The organism is Luteimonas sp. A534 (assembly GCF_054072805.1).
Genome location: NZ_JBSVRR010000004.1, coordinates 305921 through 328000 on the forward strand (window position 1 = coordinate 305921; position 22080 = coordinate 328000).

The 22080-nt window shown below is 66.2% G+C and carries 34 protein-coding genes; 2 read left to right on the top strand and 32 right to left on the bottom strand.

What is annotated here, in order from left to right:
- Positions 1-91: 91 nt before the first annotated feature.
- The 3 genes from ACW5F0_RS11635 to ACW5F0_RS11645 all read right to left on the bottom strand — a co-directional run bounded on the left by ACW5F0_RS11635 (position 92) and on the right by ACW5F0_RS11645 (position 2979).
- A complete protein-coding gene (locus ACW5F0_RS11635) occupies positions 92-1078 on the bottom strand; it encodes a malate dehydrogenase (RefSeq protein WP_456965773.1) in 987 nt (328 codons plus the stop codon).
- A gap of 101 nt (positions 1079-1179) precedes the next feature.
- A complete protein-coding gene (locus ACW5F0_RS11640; protein WP_456965772.1) occupies positions 1180-2379 on the bottom strand; it encodes an aminotransferase class I/II-fold pyridoxal phosphate-dependent enzyme in 1200 nt (399 codons plus the stop codon).
- Between the two features lie 105 nt (positions 2380-2484).
- Positions 2485-2979, bottom strand: a complete 495-nt coding sequence (locus ACW5F0_RS11645; protein WP_456965771.1) for a peptidylprolyl isomerase — start codon at positions 2977-2979, stop codon at positions 2485-2487.
- Positions 2980-3170: 191 nt separating this feature from the next.
- On the opposite strand from ACW5F0_RS11645, the gene typA reads away from it, so the two are divergent.
- Both typA and ACW5F0_RS11655 read left to right on the top strand, forming a co-directional pair.
- Complete coding sequence (gene typA, locus ACW5F0_RS11650) at positions 3171-5000, top strand: translational GTPase TypA (RefSeq protein ID WP_456965770.1); 1830 nt, start codon at positions 3171-3173, stop codon at positions 4998-5000.
- Positions 4997-5581 (top strand): 2'-5' RNA ligase family protein, encoded by a 585-nt coding sequence (locus ACW5F0_RS11655; RefSeq protein ID WP_456999789.1) that lies wholly within the window; start codon positions 4997-4999, stop codon positions 5579-5581. The genes typA and ACW5F0_RS11655 overlap by 4 nt, the downstream gene beginning before the upstream one ends.
- A gap of 43 nt (positions 5582-5624) precedes the next feature.
- Here ACW5F0_RS11655 and ACW5F0_RS11660 read toward each other — a convergent pair whose 3' ends face one another.
- The 29 genes from ACW5F0_RS11660 to rpsJ form a co-directional block, all read right to left on the bottom strand.
- Positions 5625-7019 carry a class II 3-deoxy-7-phosphoheptulonate synthase gene (locus ACW5F0_RS11660; RefSeq protein WP_456965768.1) on the bottom strand — a complete coding sequence of 465 codons (1395 nt, stop codon included), beginning with the start codon at positions 7017-7019 and terminating at the stop codon, positions 5625-5627.
- A 67-nt stretch (positions 7020-7086) separates the two neighbouring features.
- Positions 7087-7605 (bottom strand): disulfide bond formation protein B, encoded by a 519-nt coding sequence (locus tag ACW5F0_RS11665; RefSeq protein WP_456965767.1) that lies wholly within the window; start codon positions 7603-7605, stop codon positions 7087-7089.
- A gap of 85 nt (positions 7606-7690) precedes the next feature.
- A complete protein-coding gene (gene rplQ / locus ACW5F0_RS11670; protein ID WP_456965766.1) occupies positions 7691-8065 on the bottom strand; it encodes a 50S ribosomal protein L17 in 375 nt (124 codons plus the stop codon).
- A gap of 25 nt (positions 8066-8090) precedes the next feature.
- Complete coding sequence (locus tag ACW5F0_RS11675; protein WP_456965765.1) at positions 8091-9089, bottom strand: DNA-directed RNA polymerase subunit alpha; 999 nt, start codon at positions 9087-9089, stop codon at positions 8091-8093.
- Between the two features lie 49 nt (positions 9090-9138).
- Complete coding sequence (gene rpsD / locus ACW5F0_RS11680; RefSeq protein WP_132985249.1) at positions 9139-9774, bottom strand: 30S ribosomal protein S4; 636 nt, start codon at positions 9772-9774, stop codon at positions 9139-9141.
- A 14-nt stretch (positions 9775-9788) separates the two neighbouring features.
- Complete coding sequence (gene rpsK / locus ACW5F0_RS11685; protein ID WP_132985250.1) at positions 9789-10178, bottom strand: 30S ribosomal protein S11; 390 nt, start codon at positions 10176-10178, stop codon at positions 9789-9791.
- Positions 10179-10190: 12 nt separating this feature from the next.
- Positions 10191-10547 carry a 30S ribosomal protein S13 gene (rpsM, locus tag ACW5F0_RS11690; RefSeq protein ID WP_456965763.1) on the bottom strand — a complete coding sequence of 119 codons (357 nt, stop codon included), beginning with the start codon at positions 10545-10547 and terminating at the stop codon, positions 10191-10193.
- A gap of 344 nt (positions 10548-10891) precedes the next feature.
- Complete coding sequence (gene secY, locus ACW5F0_RS11695; RefSeq protein WP_456965762.1) at positions 10892-12229, bottom strand: preprotein translocase subunit SecY; 1338 nt, start codon at positions 12227-12229, stop codon at positions 10892-10894.
- Positions 12230-12236: 7 nt separating this feature from the next.
- Entirely contained in the window at positions 12237-12671 is a 435-nt protein-coding gene (gene rplO / locus ACW5F0_RS11700; protein WP_456999790.1) for a 50S ribosomal protein L15, read from the bottom strand.
- 4 nt (positions 12672-12675) lie between these two features.
- Positions 12676-12873, bottom strand: a complete 198-nt coding sequence (gene rpmD / locus ACW5F0_RS11705; RefSeq protein ID WP_144892887.1) for a 50S ribosomal protein L30 — start codon at positions 12871-12873, stop codon at positions 12676-12678.
- Complete coding sequence (gene rpsE, locus ACW5F0_RS11710) at positions 12866-13405, bottom strand: 30S ribosomal protein S5 (RefSeq protein WP_456965760.1); 540 nt, start codon at positions 13403-13405, stop codon at positions 12866-12868. Before rpsE ends, rpmD begins: the two co-directional genes overlap by 8 nt.
- A gap of 176 nt (positions 13406-13581) precedes the next feature.
- On the bottom strand, positions 13582-13935 hold the full coding sequence (gene rplR / locus ACW5F0_RS11715) for a 50S ribosomal protein L18 (RefSeq protein ID WP_456965759.1): 354 nt from the start codon (positions 13933-13935) through the stop codon (positions 13582-13584).
- Between the two features lie 29 nt (positions 13936-13964).
- Positions 13965-14492, bottom strand: a complete 528-nt coding sequence (gene rplF / locus ACW5F0_RS11720) for a 50S ribosomal protein L6 (protein WP_456965758.1) — start codon at positions 14490-14492, stop codon at positions 13965-13967.
- Positions 14493-14505: 13 nt separating this feature from the next.
- Entirely contained in the window at positions 14506-14901 is a 396-nt protein-coding gene (gene rpsH / locus ACW5F0_RS11725; RefSeq protein ID WP_456965757.1) for a 30S ribosomal protein S8, read from the bottom strand.
- An 84-nt stretch (positions 14902-14985) separates the two neighbouring features.
- Positions 14986-15291, bottom strand: coding sequence for a 30S ribosomal protein S14 (gene rpsN, locus ACW5F0_RS11730; RefSeq protein ID WP_456965756.1), 306 nt, complete (start codon positions 15289-15291; stop codon positions 14986-14988).
- Positions 15292-15312: 21 nt separating this feature from the next.
- Positions 15313-15852 carry a 50S ribosomal protein L5 gene (gene rplE / locus ACW5F0_RS11735; RefSeq protein WP_456965755.1) on the bottom strand — a complete coding sequence of 180 codons (540 nt, stop codon included), beginning with the start codon at positions 15850-15852 and terminating at the stop codon, positions 15313-15315.
- A gap of 10 nt (positions 15853-15862) precedes the next feature.
- Positions 15863-16177: a 50S ribosomal protein L24 gene (gene rplX, locus ACW5F0_RS11740; protein ID WP_132985261.1), complete on the bottom strand. Its 315-nt coding sequence runs from the start codon at positions 16175-16177 to the stop codon at positions 15863-15865.
- 22 nt (positions 16178-16199) lie between these two features.
- On the bottom strand, positions 16200-16568 hold the full coding sequence (gene rplN / locus ACW5F0_RS11745; RefSeq protein ID WP_456965754.1) for a 50S ribosomal protein L14: 369 nt from the start codon (positions 16566-16568) through the stop codon (positions 16200-16202).
- A 12-nt stretch (positions 16569-16580) separates the two neighbouring features.
- Positions 16581-16847: a 30S ribosomal protein S17 gene (gene rpsQ, locus ACW5F0_RS11750; RefSeq protein WP_132985263.1), complete on the bottom strand. Its 267-nt coding sequence runs from the start codon at positions 16845-16847 to the stop codon at positions 16581-16583.
- Between the two features lie 13 nt (positions 16848-16860).
- Positions 16861-17046, bottom strand: a complete 186-nt coding sequence (gene rpmC, locus ACW5F0_RS11755) for a 50S ribosomal protein L29 (protein ID WP_132985264.1) — start codon at positions 17044-17046, stop codon at positions 16861-16863.
- Positions 17046-17459 carry a 50S ribosomal protein L16 gene (gene rplP, locus ACW5F0_RS11760; RefSeq protein WP_456965753.1) on the bottom strand — a complete coding sequence of 138 codons (414 nt, stop codon included), beginning with the start codon at positions 17457-17459 and terminating at the stop codon, positions 17046-17048. Before rplP ends, rpmC begins: the two co-directional genes overlap by 1 nt.
- A 3-nt stretch (positions 17460-17462) precedes the next feature.
- Complete coding sequence (rpsC, locus tag ACW5F0_RS11765; protein ID WP_456965752.1) at positions 17463-18203, bottom strand: 30S ribosomal protein S3; 741 nt, start codon at positions 18201-18203, stop codon at positions 17463-17465.
- Positions 18204-18207: 4 nt separating this feature from the next.
- A complete protein-coding gene (rplV, locus tag ACW5F0_RS11770; protein ID WP_199363299.1) occupies positions 18208-18543 on the bottom strand; it encodes a 50S ribosomal protein L22 in 336 nt (111 codons plus the stop codon).
- A gap of 10 nt (positions 18544-18553) precedes the next feature.
- A complete protein-coding gene (rpsS, locus tag ACW5F0_RS11775; protein ID WP_132985268.1) occupies positions 18554-18820 on the bottom strand; it encodes a 30S ribosomal protein S19 in 267 nt (88 codons plus the stop codon).
- A gap of 6 nt (positions 18821-18826) precedes the next feature.
- Positions 18827-19654 carry a 50S ribosomal protein L2 gene (gene rplB / locus ACW5F0_RS11780; RefSeq protein ID WP_456965751.1) on the bottom strand — a complete coding sequence of 276 codons (828 nt, stop codon included), beginning with the start codon at positions 19652-19654 and terminating at the stop codon, positions 18827-18829.
- A gap of 10 nt (positions 19655-19664) precedes the next feature.
- Positions 19665-19964 (bottom strand): 50S ribosomal protein L23, encoded by a 300-nt coding sequence (gene rplW, locus ACW5F0_RS11785; RefSeq protein ID WP_456965750.1) that lies wholly within the window; start codon positions 19962-19964, stop codon positions 19665-19667.
- Complete coding sequence (rplD, locus tag ACW5F0_RS11790; protein ID WP_456966009.1) at positions 19961-20566, bottom strand: 50S ribosomal protein L4; 606 nt, start codon at positions 20564-20566, stop codon at positions 19961-19963. Before rplD ends, rplW begins: the two co-directional genes overlap by 4 nt.
- A 12-nt stretch (positions 20567-20578) precedes the next feature.
- Positions 20579-21232: a 50S ribosomal protein L3 gene (gene rplC / locus ACW5F0_RS11795; protein WP_456965749.1), complete on the bottom strand. Its 654-nt coding sequence runs from the start codon at positions 21230-21232 to the stop codon at positions 20579-20581.
- 10 nt (positions 21233-21242) lie between these two features.
- On the bottom strand, positions 21243-21554 hold the full coding sequence (gene rpsJ / locus ACW5F0_RS11800) for a 30S ribosomal protein S10 (RefSeq protein ID WP_024891232.1): 312 nt from the start codon (positions 21552-21554) through the stop codon (positions 21243-21245).
- Positions 21555-22080 lie beyond the last annotated feature (526 nt).

The window sequence follows — 22080 nt, forward strand, 5'->3', positions numbered from 1 at the left end:
TGGTTCGTACTGGGCCCGATATTCTAACCGGGCCCTGGAAACGAAGAAGCCGGGCATCGGCCCGGCTTCCTCGAACACCCCTACGCCAGGCTCAGCCCAGCAGGTGCGCCACGCCCTCGCGCTCTTCCTCGAGTTCGGCCAGGGTCTTGTCCATGGCGGCGCGGCTGAAGTCGTCGATCCCCAGGCCTTCCACACGCGTGTACTCGCCGTTCTCCGTGGTCACCGCCACGCCGTAGATCACACCCTCGGGAATGCCATAGCTGCCGTCGGACGGCACGCCCATCGTCACCCACTTGCCATTCGAGCCCAGCACCCAGTCGCGGATGTGGTCGATGGCCGCATTCGCCGCCGATGCCGCCGACGACAGCCCGCGCGCCTCGATGATGGCCGCGCCGCGCTTGCCGACCTGCGGGATGAACGCATTGGCGTTCCAGTCCGCGTCGTTGATCTTGTCCTTCAGCGATTCACCCTTGACGGTCGCGAAGCGGTAGTCGGGATACATGGTCGGGCTGTGGTTGCCCCAGACCACCAGCTTCTCGATGTCGCCCACGGCCACGCCGGCCTTGTTGGCCAGCTGGCTCAGCGCACGGTTGTGGTCGAGGCGCAGCATCGCGGTGAAGTTCTTCGCCTTCAGGTCCGGGGCCGACTTCATGGCGATGTAGGCATTGGTATTGGCCGGGTTGCCGACCACCAGCACCTTGACGTCGCGGCTGGCGACCTTGTTCAGCGCCGCGCCCTGGGCGGTGAAGATCTTCGCGTTCTCCAGTAGCAGGTCCTTGCGCTCCATGCCCGGACCGCGCGGGCGCGCGCCGACCAGCAGGGCGATGTCGGCGTCCTTGAACGCGACTTCGGGATCATCGGTGCCGACCATGCCCGCCAGCAGCGGGAACGCGCAGTCTTCCAGCTCCATCATCACGCCCTTGAGCGCGGCCTGGGCCTTCTCCATCGGCAGCTCGAGCAGTTGCAGGATCACGGGCTGGTCGCGGCCGAGCATTTCGCCGGAGGCGATGCGGAACAGCAGGGCGTAACCGATCTGGCCGGCGGCGCCGGTGACGGCAACTCGGACGGGGGTTTTCATGGGGTGGCTCCGATGGTGCGTGGGATTGGAGGAACGCGTGTGCGGCGCAGGAAACGCCGACGTACCGAACCCCGCGGATCGGGGCCCGGAACGGGCCAGGCTCATGCGAGCTCGGCGAAAAACTCCTGGATGCGCGCAAGGCCCGGCGCCAGCTGCGGCGTCGGGCAGGTGTAGCTGATGCGCAGGCCGCGCGGCTCGCCGAAGGCCGAGCCCGGAACGCAGGCAACGCCCTTGGCCTCGAGCAGGGCGGCGCAGAACTCGACATCATTGTTGATGACCCTGCCCGAGTGCGACTTGCCGAAAGCGCAGCTGATGTCCGGGAAGGCGTAGAACGCGCCCTGCGGCACCGGGCAGACCACGCCGGGAATGGCATTGAGCGCGGCCACGACCTGGTCGCGCTTGCCTTGGAACTCGGCGCAACGCGCGGCGGGCACGTCCTGCGGGCCCGACAGCGCCGCAGCGGCGGCGGCGGCCACGACTTCCGGCAGGCTGGTGATGTGGTTCGAGTTCATCGTGGTCACGGCCTGGGCCACGACCTCGGGGCCGGCCATCAGGCCGACGCGCCAGCCGGGCATGCCATAGGTCTTGGACAGCGAGTCGACGAAGATCACGCGCTCGCGCAGCTCGGGGCGGGCGTGCACGAAGTTGTGGTAGCCGACGCCGTCGAACACCATCGTGTTGTAGATGTCGTCGGTGATGATCCAGGTATCGGGGTGGCGGGCGACGACGTCGGCCAGGGCCGCGATCTCGTCCCTCGTGTACACCATGCCCGTAGGATTGGACGGGTTGTTGAACAGGAACACTTTCGGCTTCTTCGCAAGCGCGGCGTCGAGCTGTTCCGGCGTGAGCTTGTAATCCTGTTCCGCCGGGCACGGGAGCAGCTGGATGTCGGCGCCGACGATCTCGGCGATGTCCATGTAGCTGGTCCAGTACGGCGTGGCAAAGGCAAATCCGTCGCCCTCGTCCAACAGCGCTTCCGCCAGGTTGTAGAGGATGTGCTTCGCACCGACGCCCGTCGCGCAGTTGGCGCGGGTGTAGCCGGTGAGGCCCAGGCCGTCGAGGTGGCCGACGAAGGCGTCAAGCAGGCCGGCGGCGCCGCGGTTGCTGCCGTACTGGCCCGAATCGACGTCCAGTGCCTTGCGGGCGGCGGCATAGACATGCTCGCCGGGGAGAAAGTTGGGGACGCCGATCGAGAAGCTGATGATGTCGCGGCCTTCGGCCTTCAGGCGCTGGGCCGTCTCGGCCACGACCATGATCGCGCTGGGCTTGGCGCGACCCATGCGCTGGGCAAGCTGGGGCATTGCGAAAACCTCGGGAAGTGGAGTGGCGGGGCGCGCCGGGAAGGCCCGGAAAGCGCTGGTTGCAGCCGCTTATTCTAGCATCGCGCCCTGCCGGGGACCGCTGGCTCAGGCCGCCAGGATCCGGTTCCACTCGGCGACGCGGTCCGCCTTCGCGGCCAACACGGCGTCGGCATCGCCTTCGATCTTCACCGACTTGATGGCGTCGCCCTGCTTGACGGCATCGACCACGTCCAGGCCCTCGGTGACCTTGCCGAAGACGGTGTGCTTGCCGTCCAGCCAGTCGGTCTTGATGTGGGTGATGAAGAACTGGCTGCCGTTGGTGTTGGGGCCGGCGTTGGCCATGGACAGCACGCCGCGGTCGTGCTTCACGCCGTTGTTGGCCTCGTCCTCGAACTTGTAGCCCGGGCCGCCGGTGCCGGTGCCCTTGGGGCAGCCGCCCTGGACCATGAAGTCCGGGATGACCCGGTGGAAGCCGAGCCCATCGTAGAAGCCGCGCTTGGCGAGATTGACGAAATTGGCCACGGTCAGGGGGGCCTGGTCGGGGTAGAGCTCGACCTTGATCTGGCCACGGTCGGTGTCGAAAACGGCGTTCAGGGACATGTCGGGGATTCCTGGGGAGGTGTCTGGAAGGGGCTGGGCCCGGGCAGCGCCGGGCCACGGATCTGAAGTGGAGCCGCCCGGCCGCATTGCAACACTATGTAGCGGGGCGCCCGGCACAGTATAATGTCCGGCTTCCCCGCCACAGGCCCAATGCGCCCTGCCCCAAGAAGGCACGAGGTGCGGTTTCCCCGATGTCCATCGAACGCCTTCGCAATATCGCCATCGTCGCCCACGTCGACCACGGCAAGACCACCCTCGTCGATTGCCTGCTCAAGCAGTCGGGCACGTTCAGCGAACGCACGGTGACCGCCGAGCGGATGATGGACAGCAACGACCAGGAAAAGGAACGTGGCATCACGATCCTTTCAAAGAACACCGCCATCAACTGGAATGGCAACCGCATCAACATCGTCGACACCCCCGGACACGCCGACTTCGGCGGCGAGGTCGAACGCGTGCTGTCGATGGTCGACTCGGTGCTGATCCTGGTCGACGCGATGGACGGCCCGATGCCGCAGACGCGCTTCGTGACCCAGAAGGCGTTCGCGATGGGCTTCAACCCGATCGTGGTGGTCAACAAGATCGACCGCCCGGGCGCGCGCCCGGACTGGGTGATCGACCAGGTCTTCGACCTGTTCGACAAGCTCGGCGCCACCAACGAGCAGCTCGACTTCCCGATCGTCTACGCCTCGGCGCTGCACGGCTACGCCAGCATGGAAGACACCGTCCGCGACGGCGACATGACACCGCTGTACGAAGCGATCATGAAGCACGTACCTGCGCCGACGGTGGACCCGGACGGCCCGTTCCAGATGCGCATCAGCCAGCTGGACTACAACAACTTCGTCGGCCTGATCGGTATCGGCCGCATCCAGCGCGGCGTGGTGCGGACCAACATGGCGGTGAGCGTGGTCGACCGCCACGGCAAGAAGCGCCAGGCCAAGGTACTGCAGGTGCTGGGCTTCCTGGGCCTGGAGCGCGTCGAGGTCGATGAAGGCAAGGCCGGCGACATCCTCGCCCTCAGCGGCGTCGCCGACCTGTCGATCTCCGATACGGTCTGCGCACTCGATACGCCCGAAGCGCTGCCCGCGCTGACCGTCGACGAGCCGACCATCAGCATGACCTTCCAGGTCAACAACTCGCCGTTCGCCGGCAACAAGGACCGCAGCGGCGGCAAGTTCATCACCAGCCGCCAGATCCGCGAGCGCCTGGAGCGCGAGACGCTGCACAACGTCGCGCTCAAGATCGAGGAAGGCTCGGACCCCGACAAGTTCCTGGTCTCCGGCCGCGGCGAGCTGCACCTGTCGGTGCTGATCGAGACCATGCGCCGCGAGGGCTTCGAACTCGCGGTGTCGCGTCCGGAAGTCATCATCAAGACCATCGACGGCCAGCAGATGGAGCCGGTCGAGCAGCTGGTGGTCGACATCGAGGAAGTGCACCAGGGCGGCGTGATGGAGAAGCTGGGCATCCGCAAGGGCCAGCTGAAGAACATGGAGTCCGACGGCAAGGGGCGCGTGCGGCTGGACTACATGATCCCGGCGCGCGGCCTGATCGGCTTCCAGAACGAGTTCAAGACGCTCACCCAGGGCACCGGCCTGCTGTTCCATGTCTTCGACCATTACGGCCCGAAGGAACAGGGTGCGATTGCCAAGCGCACCAACGGCGTGATGATCGCCAATGCCGCGGGCGCCACCCCGGCCTACTCGCTGGGACCGCTGGAAGAGCGCGGCAAGCTGTTCGCGGCCGAGGGCGACCAGGTCTACGAGGGCCAGCTGATCGGCATCCACTCGAAGGACAACGACCTCACCGTCAATGCCATCAAGACCAAGCCGCTGACCAACATGCGCGCGTCCGGCAAGGACGACGCGATCAAGCTGACGCCGGCGATCAAGTACACGCTCGAGCAGGCGCTGGACTTCATCGAGGATGACGAGCTGGTCGAGGTCACGCCGAAGGAAATCCGCCTGCGCAAGAAGCACCTCAGCGAAACCGACCGCAAGCGGGCCAGCCGCGCGGCGTGAGCCAGGCGCTGTTTCCCGGCTGGCGGCCGGATGCCGAAGGCCGCGAACACCTGGCTGCGCTTGCGGCCAGGCTCCACGCCGGGCAGCCGGCTGACGGGCGGCGCTTGCAGCCGCGCCGTCCGGACCAGTGGCACGCCACCCTTTGCTTCATCGGTTACGACGCCAGGGAGCTGGTGACGCCCGCGCTGCTTGACGCCTTCGCCGTGACTGCGGCGCGCATTCCGGCGCATGGGTTCCAGATCGAACGGGTGGCGTACTGGTCGCAATCGGGGGCGGTCGTCGCGTTGCCGCACGCCAACCCCGCGCTGCAGGCGCTGTGCGACGCGACCCGCGACGCCATCCGGCAATGCGGCATTCGCCCGCTGCAGGTGACGACGCAGCCACACGTGACCCTGGCTTACCTGGAGCGTGGCCTGCCCGCACAGGCCTGGCTTGAAGACATCGCCTGCGGCGACGACGTGGTGCGCGTGGATCGCTTCGAGCTGCTGTTCAATCCCGGCGGCCGCTACGAGGCGTTGGCCGCGTGGCCGTTGACCGGCGCACCGCTTCCCGCCGCACCCGTGCAGGCGCGGCTGCTCTAGGGCGGCACGGCACCGGGTGCATGCCGCGCGGCGTGGACGCCGTTCAGGCCTTGATCGGCAGCTTCAGCTGCGCGTGCTTGCGCACGATCGCCATCGCGATCTCGAGCGACTGCTCGTAGTTGAGCCGTGGGTCCACCGCGGAGCGGTACGCCCGTTCGAGATCCACCTCGCCCAGGTCGCGTGCGCCACCCGTGCACTCGGTGACGTCCTCGCCGGTGAGCTCCAGGTGCACGCCGCCCAAGCGCGTGCCCGCCGCGGCGTGCAGGTCGAAGCTCTGTTCGATCTCGGTGCGGATGTTGTCGAAGCGGCGCGTCTTGTAGCCGTTGCTGGTCGACTCGGTGTTGCCGTGCATCGGATCGCAGATCCAGAGCACGCGGCGCCCATCGCGCTTCATCGCGTCCAGCAGGGGCGGCAGGCGGTCCGCGATCTGCGCCGCGCCCATGCGACAGATGAAGCTCAGTCGCCCCGGTTCGTCGTCGGGGTTGAGCAGGTCGACAAGCCGCAACAGCTCGTCCGGCGCCACCGTCGGCCCGATCTTCACCGCGATGGGATTGCGGATGCCGCGGAAGTACTCCGCGTGGGCACCGTCGTTGGCCGCGGTCCGCATGCCGATCCACGGGAAGTGGGTGCTGAGGTTGAACCAGCCCCACTGCCGCGGCACCTGGCGCGTGAACGCCTCCTCGTAGGGCAGCAGCAGGGCCTCGTGCGAGGTGAAGAAATCAACGCGGTTGAGGTTGTGCACCTCGGTGCCCGACAACGTCTCCATGAAGCGCACGGCCTCGCCGATGTTGCCGACCATGCGCTGGTATTCCTCGGCCAGCGGCGAATGCCCGACCCAGCCCAGGTCCCAGTACTCGGGATGGTGGAGGTCGGCGAAACCGCCGTCGATCAGGGAGCGCACGAAGTTCATGGTCATCGCGGAACGCGCGTGCGCCTTGACCATGCGTCGGGGATCGGGCGTCCGGGCCGCGGCCGTGAACTCGGGCGCATTGACCATGTCGCCGCGATAGGTCGGCAGCGTCGTCCCGTCGCGGGTTTCCGTGTCGGCGGAACGCGGCTTGGCGTACTGGCCGGCGAAACGGCCGACACGCACCACCGGCAGGCGCAGGCCGTGCACGAGCACCAGGCTCATCTGCAGCAGCACTTTCAGGCGGTTCGAGATCACCGCCGAATTGCAATCGCTGAAGTTCTCCGCGCAGTCACCGCCCTGGAGCAGGAAGCGTCGCCCCTCCTGCGCCTCGGCCAGCTGCTGCCGCAGCGCCATGATCTCCCACGACGTCACCAGCGGCGGCAGCGCACCCAGCTCGCCCTGGACGCGCGCGAGTTCCGCGGCATCGGGATACGTGGGCATCTGCAGCGCCGTGCGCGTGCGCCAGCTGTCCGGACTCCAGCCGGGGGCCAGGTTCACGGGACGGAGGTTGCGTTCGTTTGCGGGCATGGGATCGTCGTTGTTGCACTGCAGCGACAGCCATCATCCGCTCCAGCGCCGTGTATCGCAATGCCGGTCAGCGCCAGCTCCGTCGGCGACGCTGGAAGGCCGCGGCCACGAACAGCACCGCCAGCAGCACGAACCAGACCAGGCTCCAGGCCGGCATCGACAGGCCGAGGAAGGTCCAGTCGATGGTGCCGCAGTCACCGCTGCCGGTCAGCACCTTGCGGATCACGTTGCCCGTGGACATCGTTTCGCGCAGGAATGACAGCGGCGGCCCACAGCCCGGGATCTCGGGCGGGTTGTACTGGATCCAGACGTGGCGCCCGGCGATGGCCATGCCCACGGCGGCGGCCAGGAAGCCAAGCACGCCATAGATCGCCCTTCCCCCGCCCGACCGCGGCGCATGGAGCCCGGCCACGAGGAACACCAGGCCCAGGGCCGCGAACGCGATCCGCTGGAAGATGCACAGCGGGCACGGCTCCAGGCCCCAGGCGAACTGGGAGAAGATCGCAAAGCCGATCAGCGCCGCGCAGATCGCGAAGCCAGCCAGGCACTGCGAGCGGAAGGTCCAGCGGAACGGGTTCGGGGTCATCGATCGGCTCGCGCAAAACGGAGGCCAAGATAGCAAAAACCCCGGCACATGGCCGGGGTTGGTGCACGCGAAAACGTCGCCGTGCTTACTCGGCGGACGCCTGCGGCCGGTCGACGAGCTCGACGTAGGCCATCGGCGCGTTGTCGCCGTCGCGGAAACCGCACTTGATGATCCGCAGGTAGCCGCCCGGACGCTCGCGGTAACGCGGGCCCAGGTCGACGAACAGCTTGCCTACGGCTTCCTTGTCGCGCAGGCGCGAGAAGGCCAGGCGGCGGTTTGCGACGCCGTCGGTCTTGCCCATGGTGATGAGCGGCTCGGCGACGCGGCGGAGCTCCTTGGCCTTCGGAAGCGTGGTCTTGATCAGCTCGTGCTTGAGCAGCGACGCCGCCATGTTGGTGAACATGGCATCGCGGTGTGCGCTGGTGCGGCTGAACTTGCGGCCGGATTTCTGGTGGCGCATGGTCTTGGTTCCTGTCTGTCTGGTCTTAGCCGAGCATGCCGTGCGCCGAGACACCGGCCGGCGGCCAGTTCTCGAGCTTCATGCCGAGCGAGAGGCCACGCTGGGCCAGCACTTCCTTGATCTCGGTAAGCGACTTCTTGCCGAGGTTGGGGGTCTTGAGCAGTTCGACTTCCGTCTTCTGGATCAGGTCGCCGATGTAATAGATGCTTTCGGCCTTGAGGCAGTTGGCCGAACGCACCGTCAGCTCGAGATCGTCGATCGGGCGCAGCAGCACCGGATCGACGCCCGGGGCCTGGGCCTTCTGGTCGTTGCCTTCGCGGCGGGTGAAGTCACCGAAGACGCTCAGCTGGTCGGTGAGGATGTCGGCGGCGGTGCGCACGGCTTCCTCGGCATCGATCGTGCCGTTGGTCTCGATGTCGATTACCAGCTTGTCGAGGTCGGTGCGCTGCTCGACGCGGGCGGCTTCGACCTCGTAGGCGACGCGGCGGACCGGCGAGAACGACGCGTCCAGCATCAGGCGACCGATGACGCGGGTCTCTTCGTCCGGACGGCGACGCGCGGACGCCGGCTGGTAGCCGAAGCCACGCTCGATCTTCAGGCGCATGTTGATCGACGCGTCCTTGGTCAGATGGCAGATCACGTGCTCGCCGTTGAGCACTTCGACGTTGTGGTCGGTCTTGATGTCGGCGGCGGTCACGACGCCCGGGCCGGACTTGGCCAGGGTGAGCGTGGCGCTTTCGCCGGTGCCCATGCGGATGGCAACGTCCTTGAGGTTCAACAGCACCTCGAGCACGTCTTCCTGCAGGCCTTCGATGGTGCTGTATTCGTGCAGCACGCCGTCGATCTCGACCTCGGTGATGGCGAAGCCGGGAATCGACGACAGCAGGACGCGGCGCAGGGCGTTGCCGAGCGTATGGCCGTAGCCGCGCTCGAGCGGCTCGATCACGACCTTCGCGCGGTTTCCGGCGAGGCGCTCGATCTGGGGGCCACGCGGGCGCAGGACCTGGTTGGCGGTAACCGTCATGTTTCGTGTCTCCTGGGGCCCGCCGGCATCCGCCGGCTGGCCGGGTGAATTACTTCGAGTACAGCTCGACGATCAGCGCTTCGTTGATGTCGGCGGGCAGGTCGCCACGGTCGGGGACCGCCTTGAACACGCCGCTGAACTTCTTCGAGTCGACCTCGACCCAGGACGGCGACAGGTCCATCGTCGAGGACACCGTCAGCGCCTCCTGGACGCGCATCTGCTTCTGGGCCTTCTCCGACAGCGCGATCGCGTCACCGGCCTTGACCTGGTAGGACGGCAGGTTCACGGGCTTGCCGTTGACCGTGACGCCACGGTGCGACACCAGCTGGCGCGCGGCCGGGCGGGTGATCGCGAAGCCCATGCGGTAGACGACGTTGTCGAGACGGGTTTCCAGCAGCTGAAGCAGGTTCTCGCCGGTGTTGCCCTTCTTGGTCGAGGCCTTCTTGTAGTAGTTGCGGAACTGGCGCTCCAGCAGGCCGTAGATACGCTTGACCTTCTGCTTCTCGCGAAGCTGGAGGGCGTAGTCGGAGAGCTTGCTGCGACGCGCGCCGGTGCCGGCACCGTGCTGGCCGGGCTTCTGCTCGAGCTTGCACTTGGAGTCAAGGGCGCGCGCGGGCGACTTCAGACCGAGGTCGGCGCCTTCGCGACGGGCGAGCTTACAGGTGGGACCGATATAACGAGCCATTTCTTATCGCCCCCTTAGACGCGACGCTTCTTCGGCGGACGGCACCCGTTGTGCGGGATTGGCGTCACGTCGATGATGTTGGTGATCTTGTAGCCCACGTTGTTGAGCGACCGGACGGCCGACTCGCGACCCGGACCCGGGCCCTTGATGCGGACTTCAAGAGACTTCACGCCGTAGTCGAGGGCGGCCTTGCCGGCCTTCTCTGCGGCGACCTGGGCTGCGAACGGGGTCGACTTGCGCGAACCGCGGAAACCCGCGCCGCCCGAAGTCGCCCACGAGAGCGCGTTGCCCTGACGGTCGGTGATCGTGATGATGGTGTTGTTGAACGAAGCGTGGACGTGGGCAACGCCGTCTGTGACGACGCGCTTGATCTTCTTCTTCGGCTTGGCTGCCGGCTTGGCCATGGTCGTGGTTCCTTATTTCCTGATGGCCTTGCGCGGACCCTTGCGGGTGCGTGCATTGGTCCGGGTGCGCTGGCCGCGCAGGGGGAGGCCACGGCGATGACGCAGGCCGCGGTAGCAGGCCAGGTCCATCAGACGCTTGATGGCCATGCCGATCTCGCGGCGCAGGTCGCCCTCGACCACGTACTTGCCGACTTCGGCGCGCAGGCGCTCGACGTCAGGCTCCGACAGGTCGCGGATCTTGGTGCTCGACGACACGCCTGCGGCTTCGCAGACCTGCTTCGAACGGGTACGGCCAATGCCGTAGATGCTTTGCAGCCCGACCCAGACGTGCTTCTGGGCAGGCAGGTTGACACCTGCAATACGCGCCATGCGCGGATCTCCAACTGATTGGGGCGGCCGGACGGGTAATCCGGCGCAGTGAACAAGAAATTGTATCAGGATCCCGGGGTGCAAGGAAGCCCGCGGCCGCCAACGGCGTCCGACAAGCCCGGCATGGGGAGTGTGCCCATGCTCCGGCGAAGGTTCCCGACTGGACTGGACCCCTTTCGGAGCCCTGCCCGCCCGTCGCTACTCTGGCGCCGGGACTGGCCTGGAACCACCTGCGCGCGGGACCGCCACGCAAGTCGCCCATCAAGGCCCCGCCGTGACACGGCCGGGCCTGGATCCCTGGAGACACCGGCCATGCCGGGCACCACGGGATCCGTTTTGAATCTTCAGCCGCGCGGCAAGCCGCGCGCGCCACCCTTCAGGTTCGCCTTCTTCAACAGGCTCTCGTACTGGTGCGACATCAGGTGGGCCTGGATCTGGGAGATGAAGTCCATCACCACCACCACCACGATCAGCAGCGACGTGCCGCCGAAGTAGAACGACGCATTCAGCTCGGTGCGCATGAACTCCGGCAGCAGGCAGACCAGCACCAGGTAGGTCGCGCCGGCGGCGGTGAGCCGCGTCAGCACGCCATCGATGTAGTCGGCCGTGGCCTTGCCCGGACGGATGCCCGGGATCAGCGCGCCGGACTTCTTCAGGTTGTCCGCGGTTTCCTGCGAGTTGAAGACCAGCGCAGTATAGAAGAACGTGAAACCGGCGATCAGGCCCGCGTACAGCAGGATGTAGAGCGGCTCGCCGGGCGACAGCGCCTGGCTTACCCGCTGCAGCCAGGTCGCCGAACCCGCCTGGCTGAACCAGGTCGAGGCCGTGGCCGGGAACATGATGATCGACGACGCGAAGATCGCCGGGATCACGCCGGCCATGTTGAGCTTCAGCGGCAGGAAGGAGCTCTGGTTCATGTACGCGTTGCGACCGCCCTGGCGGCGCGCGTAGTTCACCGTGATCCGGCGCTGGCCACGCTCGACGAACACCACGAAGTAGGTGAAGGCGGCCACGATCAGCGCGATCAGGATCACCGCGATCGGACTCATGTCGCCGTTGCGGGCGGCCTCGAACGTGGTGATGACGGCGCTCGGGAGCCCCGCCACGATGCCGGCGAAGATGATCAGCGACACGCCGTTGCCGACGCCGCGCTCGGTCACCTGCTCGCCCAGCCAGACCAGGAACATGGTGCCGGCGGTCAGCGCGATGATGGCGGTGAGGATGAAGCCGAGGCCGGGCGCATAGGCCACGCCCTGGCTCTGCAGCATCGTCGCGATGCCCGCCGCCTGGAAGATCGCCAGCGGGATGGCGCCGATGCGCGACCACTGGGTGATGCGACGGCGGCCGGACTCGCCTTCCTTCTGGATCGCCTTCAGGCTCGGGACGATCTGCACGAGCATCTGGATGATGATCGACGCCGAGATGTAGGGGATCACGTTGAGCGCGAACAGGCTGAAGCGCTCGAGCGCACCACCGGAGAACATGTTGAACATGTCCACGATGGTGCCTTCGGTCTGCTCCATCAGGCGCAGCATGGCATCGGGATTGACGCCCGGCACCGGGATGTAGCACCCGACGCGGTAGACGATCAACGCCCCGAGGACGAACAGCAGGCGCTGGCGCAGCTCGGTGAACTTGCCGAGCCCGCCCATGCCCCCCATTGCGCTGCCGCTGCGTGCCATGCGCTGCTTACTCCTCGACCTTGCCGCCGGCGGCTTCGATCGCCGCGCGGGCACCGGCCGTGGCCAGCACGCCCTTCAGCACGAGGGCCTTGGTGGCCTCGCCCTTCAGGACGATCTTGGCGCGCTTGGACGTGGCCGGCACCAGCTTCGCGGCGCGCAGCGCCTTGAAGTCGATGACGCCTTCCAGGCGCTCGAGCTGGTACAGCATGACCTCGGCGGTGTCGCCGGCGATGCGCGAGCGGAAGCCGACCTTGGGCAGGCGCTTGCGCAGCGGCATCTGGCCGCCTTCGAAGCCGGCCTTGATCTTGCCCTTGCCCGAGCGGGCGAAGGAACCCTTGTGGCCGCGGCCGGCGGTCTTGCCGAGGCCGGAGCCGATGCCGCGGCCGACGCGCTTGCGATCGGTGCGGGCGCCCTCTGCGGGCTGCATGGTGTTGAGCTTCATGTGCTTATTCCTCGACCCGGACCAGGTAGTGGACCTTGTTGATGAGGCCACGGACCTGGGGGCTGTCCTTCAGTTCGCGGACGCTGTTGAGCTTGCCCAGGCCCAGGGCCTTGACGGACAGGCGGTGCTTGGCCTGCGAGCCGCGCAGACCCTTGACCAGGCGCACCTTGACGGTGCCGGTGCCGGCTTCGTTCTTAGCCATGGACGATGTCCTCCACCTTCTTGCCGCGCTTGGCCGCGATGTCGCCAGGCGAGTGCATGCCGGCCAGGCCCTTGACGGTGGCCCGGACGAGGTTGATCGGGTTGCGCGAGCCGACGGCCTTCGCCAGCACGTCCTTCACGCCGACCGCTTCGAGCACGGCGCGCATGGCACCACCGGCGATCACGCCGGTACCTTCGGACGCGGGCTGCATGAACACGCGGGCGGCGCCGTGGCCGGCCTTCACCGTGTGGTACAGCGTGGCGCCGTTGAGGTGCACGGAGGTCATGTTCCGGCGGGCCTGCTCCATCGACTTCTGGATGGCAACCGGGACCTCGCGGGCCTTGCCGTAGCCGAAGCCGACCTTGCCGGCGCCGTCGCCGACGACCGTCAGCGCGGTGAAGGTGAACTGGCGGCCACCCTTGACGGTCTTGCTGACACGGTTGACCGTGATCAGCTTCTCGATCATGCCGTCGTCGATTTCTTCGCGGTTGCGGTCGCGGTCACGACCGCGCGGTGCGCGTTCTTCTGCCATTTCGATGCTGCCTGTATGTATTGAGGGATGTACGGCTCGTGGCCGCTTATGGTTGTGGTGTGGATCGGTGGACCGCGGCCCCGGGCAGAAGCCGGGAGGCGTCCGATGCAGCCCGCATCGGCAGGAGGCAAAGGGTGGGGACGGCGCCCCACCCTTTCAACACATTGTCTTGACGCTTAGAACTGCAGGCCACCTTCGCGCGCGGCGTCGGCCAGGGCCTTGATCCGCCCATGATACCTGTAACCGGAGCGATCGAAGGCAACTGATTCGATGCCGGCGGCCTTGGCCTTCTCGGCGATCGCGTGGCCGACCTTGGTCGCGGCTTCGGTGTTGCGGCCGTTCTTCAGGCCGTCGCGCACGTCGGCCTGGGTGGTGCTGGCCGAAGCCAGGACCTTCGAGCCGTCGGCGCTGAACAGCTGCGCGTACAGGTGCTGGCCGGTGCGCAGCACCGACAGGCGCGGGACGCCCAGTTCGCGGATGTGCGCGCGCGTCGACTTGGCGCGGCGCAGGCGGGCAATTTTCTTCTGCATGGTCTCGTTCTCCGAAAGCTGAAGGCCGATCAGGCCTTCTTGGCTTCCTTGCGGATGATGTTCTCGCCGGCGTACTTGACGCCCTTGCCCTTGTACGGCTCCGGCGGACGGTAGCCGCGGATCTTGGCTGCCACTTCGCCGACCTGCTGCTTGTCGGCGCCGTTGACCACAATCTCGGTCTGGGTCGGCGTGCTGATGGTGATACCCGCCGGCGGCTTGAACAGCACCGGATGGGAGAAGCCCAGCGACAGGTTCAGGTCCTGGCCCTGCATGGCGGCGCGGTAACCGACGCCCACCAGCTCGAGCTTGCGCTCGAAGCCTTCGGAAACGCCCTGCACCATGTTGGCGATGACCGAGCGCATGGTGCCGGTGATGGCCATGTCGGCCGGGGTCGCCGGCGACAGAACGGCCTGGCCGTCCTCCATGGTGAACTCGACGCCGGCCGGCATCGCCATCGACAGCGAGCCCTTCGGGCCCTTGGTCGCGACGGTACCGTCCTGGATCTTCAGCTCGACGCCCTTCGGAAGGGTGATCGGCTTCTTGGCAATTCGGGACATTGCGGTTACTCCCTTAGGCCACGAAGCACAGGACCTCGCCGCCGACGCCCTGCTGGCGTGCCTGCGTATCGGTCATGATGCCCTTCGAGGTGGAGATGATGGCGATGCCGAGGCCGTTGAGGACCTTCGGCAGCTCGGACTTGCCGCGGTAATGGCGCAGGCCCGAGCGCGAAATGCGCTGCATGCGCTCGATGACCGGACGGCCCTCGTAGTACTTCAGCACGATCTCGAGTTCGGCCTTGGCGCCGTTCTCGGTCACGTGCGCACCGGCGATGTAGCCTTCGTCCTGCAGCACCTTGGCGATGGCCACCTTGGTCTTGGAGGACGGCATCTTCACCGTCGGCTTGCCGACAGCCGCCGCATTGCGCATGCGGGTCAGCATATCGGCGATGGGATCAGTCATGCTCATTGATAGTTGCCTTATGAGTGCACCGATATCCGCAGGATTGCGAATTCGTGTTGGACCGGCCCATCGGGCCGGCTTGACGCAGTGTTACCAGCTGGCCTTGCGCAGGCCGGGGACGTCGCCACGCATGGTGGCTTCGCGCAGCTTGTTGCGGCCCAGGCCGAACTTGCTGTAAACGGCGCGCGGACGGCCGGTCAGCGCGCAGCGGGTGGTCTGGCGCGAGGGCGAGGAGTCGCGGGGCAGCTTCTGCAGCTTGACCGCGGCCTCCATCTTGTCCTCGAAGCTCGCCGACTCGCTGCTGACGATCTTCTTCAGCTCGTCGCGCTTGGCGGCGAACTTCTTCGCCAGCTTCGCGCGCTTCACTTCGCGGTTGACCATCGAGGTCTTTGCCATGGTGTGTTGTCCTGAAGTCTGTTAGCGGAACGGGAAGCGGAAGGCCTCGAGCAGCGCCTTGGCTTCTTCGTTGGTCTTCGCCGTCGTGGTGATGGCGATGTCCATGCCACGCAGGGCGTCGACCTGGTCGAAGTCGATCTCCGGGAAGATGATCTGCTCCTTCACGCCCATGTTGTAGTTGCCACGGCCGTCGAACGAGCGGGCCGAGACGCCACGGAAGTCGCGGACGCGCGGCAGCGCGACGTTGACCAGGCGGTCGAAGAACTCGTACATCCGGGCGCGACGCAGCGTGACCTTGCAGCCGATCGGCCAGCCGTCACGGATCTTGAACGACGCCACCGAAACGCGCGACTTCGTCACCAGCGCCTTCTGGCCGGAGATCTTGGCCATGTCGGCGGTCGCGTGCTCGAGCACCTTCTTGTTTGCGGCAGCCTCGCCCACGCCCATGTTGAGCGTGATCTTGCTCAGGCGCGGAACCTGCATCGGATTCGTGTAGCCGAACTGCTCGGTGAGCTTCGGCACCACTTCTTCCTTGTAGAACTTTTCCAGGCGGGTCGTCATTTCACATTCCTCAGGCGTCAATCGCCTCACCGCTCGAGCGGAACACGCGTACGCGGCGTCCATCCTCGAGGATCTTGGTACCAATGCGCTCGCCCTTGCCGCTGGCAGGGTTGAAGTGCATCACGTTCGACGCGTCGACCGGCGCTTCGCGCTCGATCACGCCACCGGGCTGGTTGGCCTGGGGGTTGGGCTTGGTGTGGCGCTTGATGATGTTCACGTTGGAGACGACGACCTTGTCGCCGAGCACGCGAACCACCTCGCCCTGCTTGCCCTTGTCCTTGCCGGCGGTGACGATCACGCGGTCACCCTTCTTGATACGGTTCATGTTGGCTTCCTCTTCGACCGGCTCAGAGCACTTCGGGTGCGAGCGAGACGATCTTCATGAACTTCTCGGAGCGCAGCTCGCGGGTCACAGGCCCGAAGATGCGGGTGCCGATCGGCTCCTGCTTGTTGTTGAGCAGCACGGCGGCGTTGCCGTCGAAGCGGATCAGCGAGCCGTCGGCACGGCGGACACCCTTGCGGGTGCGCACCACGACGGCGTCGTAGACTTCGCCCTTCTTGACCTTGCCGCGCGGAATGGCGTCCTTGATGGACACCTTGATGATGTCGCCGATGCCGGCGTAACGGCGCTTCGAGCCGCCCAGCACCTTGATGCACATCACTTCCTTGGCGCCGGAATTGTCGGCCACGGTGAGGTGGCTCTGCATCTGGATCATTTCGGAGCCTCCTTATTCAGCCGCGCGCGCGACGATTTCCACGACGCGCCAGTTCTTGGTCTTGGACATCGGCGCGATTTCCACCACGCGGACGGTATCGCCCTCGCTGCAGGAGTTCTCGGCGTCGTGGGCGTGCAGCTTGGTCGAGCGACGGATGTACTTGCCGTACAGCGCGTGCTTGACCTGACGCTCAACGAGCACCGTCACGGTCTTGTCCATCTTGTTGCTGACAACGCGGCCTTCGACCGTGCGCAGCTTCTTTTCGGTGTTTTCGGTCATGTCTGCCCGGTCCTTACTGCTTCGCGCCGAGCAGGGTGTTGACGCGAGCAATCTCGCGGCGTACCCGACGGGCGTCGTGGGTCTTGGCGAGCTGGCCGGTCGCCTTCTGCATGCGCAGCGAGAACTGCTCTTTCTGCAGCTCGAGAAGGTGCGCCTTCAGATCGTCCGAAGACTTCTGGCGGAGTTCCTTGATGTCCATCAGCGCACCGTCCGGGTCACGAAAGTGGTGGTGACCGAGAGCTTGGCGGCAGCCAGGCGGAACGCCTCGCGTGCGGTCGCCTCGTCGACGCCCTCGATCTCGTAGATCATGCGGCCGGGCTGGATCTGGGCGACCCAGAACTCCACGTTGCCCTTGCCCGAGCCCATGCGGACTTCGATGGGCTTCTTGCTGATCGGCTTGTCGGGAAACACGCGGATCCACATCTTGCCGCCGCGCTTCACGTGGCGACTGATGGCGCGGCGCGCGGATTCGATCTGGCGTGCGGTCAGCTGGCCGGTCTGGGTGGCCTTGAGGCCGTACTCGCCGAAGCTGACGGCGTTGCCGCTCCACGCCAGGCCGTCGTTGCGGCCCTTGTGCATCTTGCGGTATTTGGTTCGCTTGGGTTGCAGCATGACTTAGTCCCTCGCCTCGCGATCACGACGCGGGCCACGCGGACGATCGCGGTCACCGCGGTCGCCACGTTCGCCACGCGGCGAATCGTCCTGCTTTTCCTGGCCGACCTGGGCGAAGTCGAAGATCTCGCCCTTGTAGATCCAGGTCTTGATTCCAATGATGCCGTACTGGGTCTTCGCCTCGGCGAAGCCGTAGTCGACGTCGGCGCGGAGCGTATGCAGCGGCACGCGACCTTCGCGGTACCACTCCGAACGCGCGATCTCGGCGCCGTTGAGGCGGCCGGCGACGTTGACCTTGATGCCCAGCGCGCCCAGGCGCATCGCGTTGCCGACGGCGCGCTTCATCGCGCGGCGGAACATGATGCGGCGCTCGAGCTGCTGTGCGATCGACTCGGCGACCAGCTGCGCGTCAAGCTCCGGCTTGCGGACCTCGGTGACGTTGATGTGCGCCGGGACGCCCATCATCGCGCTGACTTCCTTGCGCAGCTTCTCGATGTCCTCACCGCGCTTGCCGATCACCACGCCCGGACGGGCGGTGTGGATCGTGACGCGCGCCGACTTCGAGGGCCGCTCGATCATGATGCGGCTGATGCCGGCCGCGGCCAGCTTCTTGCGAAGCATCTCGCGGACCTTCAGGTCCGAGACCAGATAGTCGGCGTAATCCTTCTTGCCGGCGTACCACTTGGAATTCCAGTCCTTGGAAATGCCCAGGCGGAAGCCGATGGGATGAACTTTGTGACCCATATGCTTACTTCCCCTCGCCGACAACGACGGTAATGTGGCTGGTGCGCTTGAGGATCCGCGTACCGCGACCCTTCGCCCGCGCCATGAAGCGCTTCAGCGTCGGGCCTTCGTCGACCATGATCGCCTTGACCTTGAGCTCGTCGACGTCCGCGCCGAGGTTGTTCTCGGCATTGGAGGTGGCCGAATACACGACCTTGTAGATCAGGTGGGCGGCCTTCTTGTCGCTGAACTTCAGCAGGTCGAGGGCGCGCGAGGCCGAGAGGCCACGGACCTGGTCAGCGACCAGTCGTGCCTTCTGCGGGGAGATGCGCACGGTGCGCAGGATTGCTTTCGCTTCCATCGTCATCTCCTTAACGCGACTTCTTGTCGCCGCCATGACCCTTGAAGGTCCTGGTCAGGGCGAACTCGCCGAGCTTGTGGCCAACCATGTTCTCGTTGACGAGCACCGGGACGTGGTTGCGGCCGTTGTGGACGGCGATGGTGAAGCCCACCATCTCCGGGAGCACCATCGAACGGCGCGACCAGGTCTTGATCGGACGCTTGGTGTTGCCCGCGGCCTCCACCTTCTTGACGAGGTGGTGGTCGACGAACGGGCCCTTCTTGAGTGAACGTGCCATTGTCGATTAGCTCCTACGGTCGCGCACGATGAACTGCTGCGTCCGCTTGTTGTGTCGGGTCTTGTAACCCTTGGTCGGCACGCCCCACGGGGTGACCGGATGCGGGTTGCCCTGGCCGGCCTTCGCCTCGCCACCGCCGTGCGGATGGTCGACCGGGTTCATGGCGGCACCACGCACGGTGGGCTTGATGCCGCGCCAGCGCTTCGCGCCCGCCTTGCCCAGCTTCTGCAGGTTGTGCTCGACATTGCCGACTTCACCGATCGTGGCGCGGCATTCGCTCGGGACGCGACGCATCTCGCCCGAACGCAGGCGCAGGGTGGCGTAGACGCCTTCGCGGGCGACCAGCTGCACGCCGGCTCCGGCGGCACGGGCGATCTGCGCGCCCTTGCCCGGCTTCATCTCGATGCAGTGCACGGTGGAACCAACCGGGATGTTGCGCAGCGGCAGGCTGTTGCCGGCGCGGATCGGGGCATCGTTGCCCGCGATCACCTGGTCGCCGGCCTTCAGGCCCTTGGGCGCGATGATGTAGCGGCGCTCACCGTCCACGTACAGCAGCAGCGCGATGTGCGCGGTGCGGTTGGGGTCGTACTCGAGCCGCTCGACGCGCGCGGGGATGCCTTCCTTGTCGCGCTTGAAGTCGATGATGCGGTAATGCTGCTTGTGGCCACCACCCATGTGGCGGGTGGTGATGCGACCGTGGTGGTTGCGGCCACCGGTCTTGCTCTGCGGCTCGAGCAGCGGCGCGTACGGCGCGCCCTTGTGCAGCTCGGGCGCGACCACGCGTACCGCGGAGCGGCGACCGGCAGAGGTGGGCTTGAATTTCATCAATGGCATGGGAGCTTCCTCAGGCCTTGGTGTTCATGACGTCGATCGACTGGCCATCGGCGAGCGTCACGTACGCCTTGCGCCAGTCGCCGCGACGGCCGTTGCGGTTGCGGAAGGCCTTTTGCTTGCCCTTCACGTTCAACACGTTGACCGCCTCGACCTTGACGTCGAACAGCTTTTCAACCGCGATCTTGATGTCGGCCTTCGTTGCATCGGTCGCCACTTCGAACGCGTACTGGTTGGACACTTCCTGCAGGCGCGCGGTCTTTTCGGACACGCGCGGCGCACGGATCAGTGCATAGAGCTTGGCGTCGTTCATGCCAGCCACTCCTCGATCTTCTTGATGGCGTCCGCGGTGACCAGCACGCTGTCGGCGCCGACCAGCGAAACCGGATCCAGGCCCTGGACGTCACGGATCTGCACATACGGCAGGTTGCGCGCCGACAGGTACAGGTGTTCCGAGCCGTCCTCGGTGACGATCAGCGGACGCCGGCCCAGCTCGAAGCCCTTCAGCTTCTCGACCAGCCCGCTGGTCTTCGTCTCATCGACCTCGAAGGTCTCGACGACCTGCAGGCGACCCTGGCGGTTGAGCTCGGAGAGGATGGCCATCATCGCCGCGCGGTACATCTTGCGGTTGACCTTCTGCTCGAAGCTGCGCGGCTTGGCCGCGAACGTCACGCCGCCGCCGACGAAGATCGGGGCCGTCAACGCGCCATGACGCGCGCCGCCGCCCTTCTGCTTCTTCGACTTCTTGGTCGTGCCACTGACTTCCGAGCGCGTCTTCTGCGCCTTGGTCCCGGCGCGGCCGGCGTTGCGATAGGCAACCACGACCTGGTGGACCAGGTCCCGGTTGAACTCGCGGCCGAACACCACCTCGGAGACCGACATCTTGCTGTTGCTACCCGTAATAGAGAGTTCCATGGTCATCTCTCCTTATCCTTTGCTCGCGGGACGCACGATCACGTCTCCGCCCGGCGCGCCCGGAACCGCACCCTTCACGGCGATCAGGCCGCGCTCGGCGTCGACCCGGACCACTTCGAGGTTCTGCGTGCTCTGGCGCACGGCACCCATGTGACCGGACATCTTCTTGCCCGGGAACACGCGGCCCGGCGTCTGGCGCTGGCCGATCGAGCCCGGCGAGCGATGCGACAGCGAGTTGCCGTGCGTCGCGTCACCCATGCTGAAGTTCCAGCGCTTGATCGTGCCCTGGAAGCCCTTGCCCTTGGTCACGCCCTGGACGTCGACCATCTGGCCCACTTCGAAAATGTCGGCCTTCACTTCGCCGCCAACCTCGAAGCCGCCGACCTGGTCGTCGGCAACGCGGAACTCCCAAAGGCCACGACCCGCTTCGACCTTGGCCTTGGCCAGGTGACCGGCTTCGGGCTTGTTCACCAGCACCGCACGCTTGCTGCCGACGGTGACCTGCACGGCGCTGTAGCCGTCGGTCGCGCTCGTCTTCACCTGGGTGATGCGGTTGGGGGTGGCTTCGATCAGGGTCACCGGGATGGACTGGCCGTCCTCGGTGAACACCCGGCTCATGCCGGCCTTGCGGCCGACGATGCCCAACGAATGAATCTTCGCGGTCATGGTTCAGTCCTCAGGTCAGCTTGATCTGGACGTCGACGCCAGCCGCGAGCTCGAGCTTCATCAGCGCGTCCACGGTCTTGTCGTTGGGATCGACGATGTCGAGCACGCGCTTGTGCGTGCGGGTTTCGTACTGGTCACGCGCATCCTTGTCGACGTGCGGGGACGTCAGGATCGTGTAACGCTCGATTTTGGTCGGCAGGGGGATCGGGCCGCGCACTTGCGCGCCTGTCCGCTTGGCCGTTTCTACGATCTCGCTGGCAGAACGATCGATCAGTCGATGATCGAAAGCCTTCAGCCGGATCCGGATTTTCTGGTCCGCCATGACGGAATTCCTTCGTTGAAAGAGCGACGGGCCCGCGGCTGGGTGCGCGGAACCCCGGTGGATTCGATGGCCCAGGGAGGCAATGAACGCCCTCCGCAAACCGTTGCTGCAAAAAACAAGGCAGGCCGATCTACTCGGCCCGCCCAGACGGAGGAAGCGAACGTGACAATTCCCCTGGTCCGCTGGGTCCCGAAGAGCTTCGGGAGGGACCGGGGTACTGCCGCGCGACGTGTTCCATGTCTGGCGAAGACGAGGCGCATCCTGCACCTCATTTCGCAGTTCCGGCGAACTCCCGAAGGGATCCGCCGAAGTGGTCAGCGATTATAGCGGGCCCGCCAGGCAAAGCGCAACACCCGGAGAGCGGAAAAAGCCGTCGGCGTGAGCCGATGGCCGCTGGCGCTATCCGGCCCGAGGGCCGGCTCAACGGCAGCACGTATCGCAGCGGCCAACGGCCGCCGGGATACGCTGACTTACTTGATGACCTTGGCAACCACGCCCGCGCCGACCGTACGGCCACCTTCGCGGA

Coding starts and splice junctions, on each gene's coding strand:
- ACW5F0_RS11635 (WP_456965773.1), bottom strand. CDS start 1,078: ATGAAAACCCCCGTCCGAGTTGCCGTCACCGGCGCCGCCGGCCAGATC.
- ACW5F0_RS11640 (WP_456965772.1), bottom strand. CDS start 2,379: ATGCCCCAGCTTGCCCAGCGCATGGGTCGCGCCAAGCCCAGCGCGATC.
- ACW5F0_RS11645 (WP_456965771.1), bottom strand. CDS start 2,979: ATGTCCCTGAACGCCGTTTTCGACACCGACCGTGGCCAGATCAAGGTC.
- typA (WP_456965770.1), top strand. CDS start 3,171: ATGTCCATCGAACGCCTTCGCAATATCGCCATCGTCGCCCACGTCGAC.
- ACW5F0_RS11660 (WP_456965768.1), bottom strand. CDS start 7,019: ATGCCCGCAAACGAACGCAACCTCCGTCCCGTGAACCTGGCCCCCGGC.
- ACW5F0_RS11665 (WP_456965767.1), bottom strand. CDS start 7,605: ATGACCCCGAACCCGTTCCGCTGGACCTTCCGCTCGCAGTGCCTGGCT.
- rplQ (WP_456965766.1), bottom strand. CDS start 8,065: ATGCGCCACCAGAAATCCGGCCGCAAGTTCAGCCGCACCAGCGCACAC.
- ACW5F0_RS11675 (WP_456965765.1), bottom strand. CDS start 9,089: ATGACGGTTACCGCCAACCAGGTCCTGCGCCCGCGTGGCCCCCAGATC.
- rpsD (WP_132985249.1), bottom strand. CDS start 9,774: ATGGCTCGTTATATCGGTCCCACCTGTAAGCTCGCCCGTCGCGAAGGC.
- rpsK (WP_132985250.1), bottom strand. CDS start 10,178: ATGGCCAAGCCGGCAGCCAAGCCGAAGAAGAAGATCAAGCGCGTCGTC.
- rpsM (WP_456965763.1), bottom strand. CDS start 10,547: ATGGCGCGTATTGCAGGTGTCAACCTGCCTGCCCAGAAGCACGTCTGG.
- secY (WP_456965762.1), bottom strand. CDS start 12,229: ATGGCACGCAGCGGCAGCGCAATGGGGGGCATGGGCGGGCTCGGCAAG.
- rplO (WP_456999790.1), bottom strand. CDS start 12,671: ATGAAGCTCAACACCATGCAGCCCGCAGAGGGCGCCCGCACCGATCGC.
- rpmD (WP_144892887.1), bottom strand. CDS start 12,873: ATGGCTAAGAACGAAGCCGGCACCGGCACCGTCAAGGTGCGCCTGGTC.
- rpsE (WP_456965760.1), bottom strand. CDS start 13,405: ATGGCAGAAGAACGCGCACCGCGCGGTCGTGACCGCGACCGCAACCGC.
- rplR (WP_456965759.1), bottom strand. CDS start 13,935: ATGCAGAAGAAAATTGCCCGCCTGCGCCGCGCCAAGTCGACGCGCGCG.
- rplF (WP_456965758.1), bottom strand. CDS start 14,492: ATGTCCCGAATTGCCAAGAAGCCGATCACCCTTCCGAAGGGCGTCGAG.
- rpsH (WP_456965757.1), bottom strand. CDS start 14,901: ATGAGCATGACTGATCCCATCGCCGATATGCTGACCCGCATGCGCAAT.
- rpsN (WP_456965756.1), bottom strand. CDS start 15,291: ATGGCAAAGACCTCGATGGTCAACCGCGAAGTGAAGCGCGCGAAGCTG.
- rplE (WP_456965755.1), bottom strand. CDS start 15,852: ATGACGACCCGCCTGGAAAAGTTCTACAAGGAAGAAGTGGTGCCGAAG.
- rplX (WP_132985261.1), bottom strand. CDS start 16,177: ATGAACCGTATCAAGAAGGGTGACCGCGTGATCGTCACCGCCGGCAAG.
- rplN (WP_456965754.1), bottom strand. CDS start 16,568: ATGATCCAGATGCAGAGCCACCTCACCGTGGCCGACAATTCCGGCGCC.
- rpsQ (WP_132985263.1), bottom strand. CDS start 16,847: ATGACCGAAAACACCGAAAAGAAGCTGCGCACGGTCGAAGGCCGCGTT.
- rpmC (WP_132985264.1), bottom strand. CDS start 17,046: ATGGACATCAAGGAACTCCGCCAGAAGTCTTCGGACGATCTGAAGGCG.
- rplP (WP_456965753.1), bottom strand. CDS start 17,459: ATGCTGCAACCCAAGCGAACCAAATACCGCAAGATGCACAAGGGCCGC.
- rpsC (WP_456965752.1), bottom strand. CDS start 18,203: ATGGGTCACAAAGTTCATCCCATCGGCTTCCGCCTGGGCATTTCCAAG.
- rplV (WP_199363299.1), bottom strand. CDS start 18,543: ATGGAAGCGAAAGCAATCCTGCGCACCGTGCGCATCTCCCCGCAGAAG.
- rpsS (WP_132985268.1), bottom strand. CDS start 18,820: ATGGCACGTTCACTCAAGAAGGGCCCGTTCGTCGACCACCACCTCGTC.
- rplB (WP_456965751.1), bottom strand. CDS start 19,654: ATGCCATTGATGAAATTCAAGCCCACCTCTGCCGGTCGCCGCTCCGCG.
- rplW (WP_456965750.1), bottom strand. CDS start 19,964: ATGAACGACGCCAAGCTCTATGCACTGATCCGTGCGCCGCGCGTGTCC.
- rplD (WP_456966009.1), bottom strand. CDS start 20,566: ATGGAACTCTCTATTACGGGTAGCAACAGCAAGATGTCGGTCTCCGAG.
- rplC (WP_456965749.1), bottom strand. CDS start 21,232: ATGACCGCGAAGATTCATTCGTTGGGCATCGTCGGCCGCAAGGCCGGC.
- rpsJ (WP_024891232.1), bottom strand. CDS start 21,554: ATGGCGGACCAGAAAATCCGGATCCGGCTGAAGGCTTTCGATCATCGA.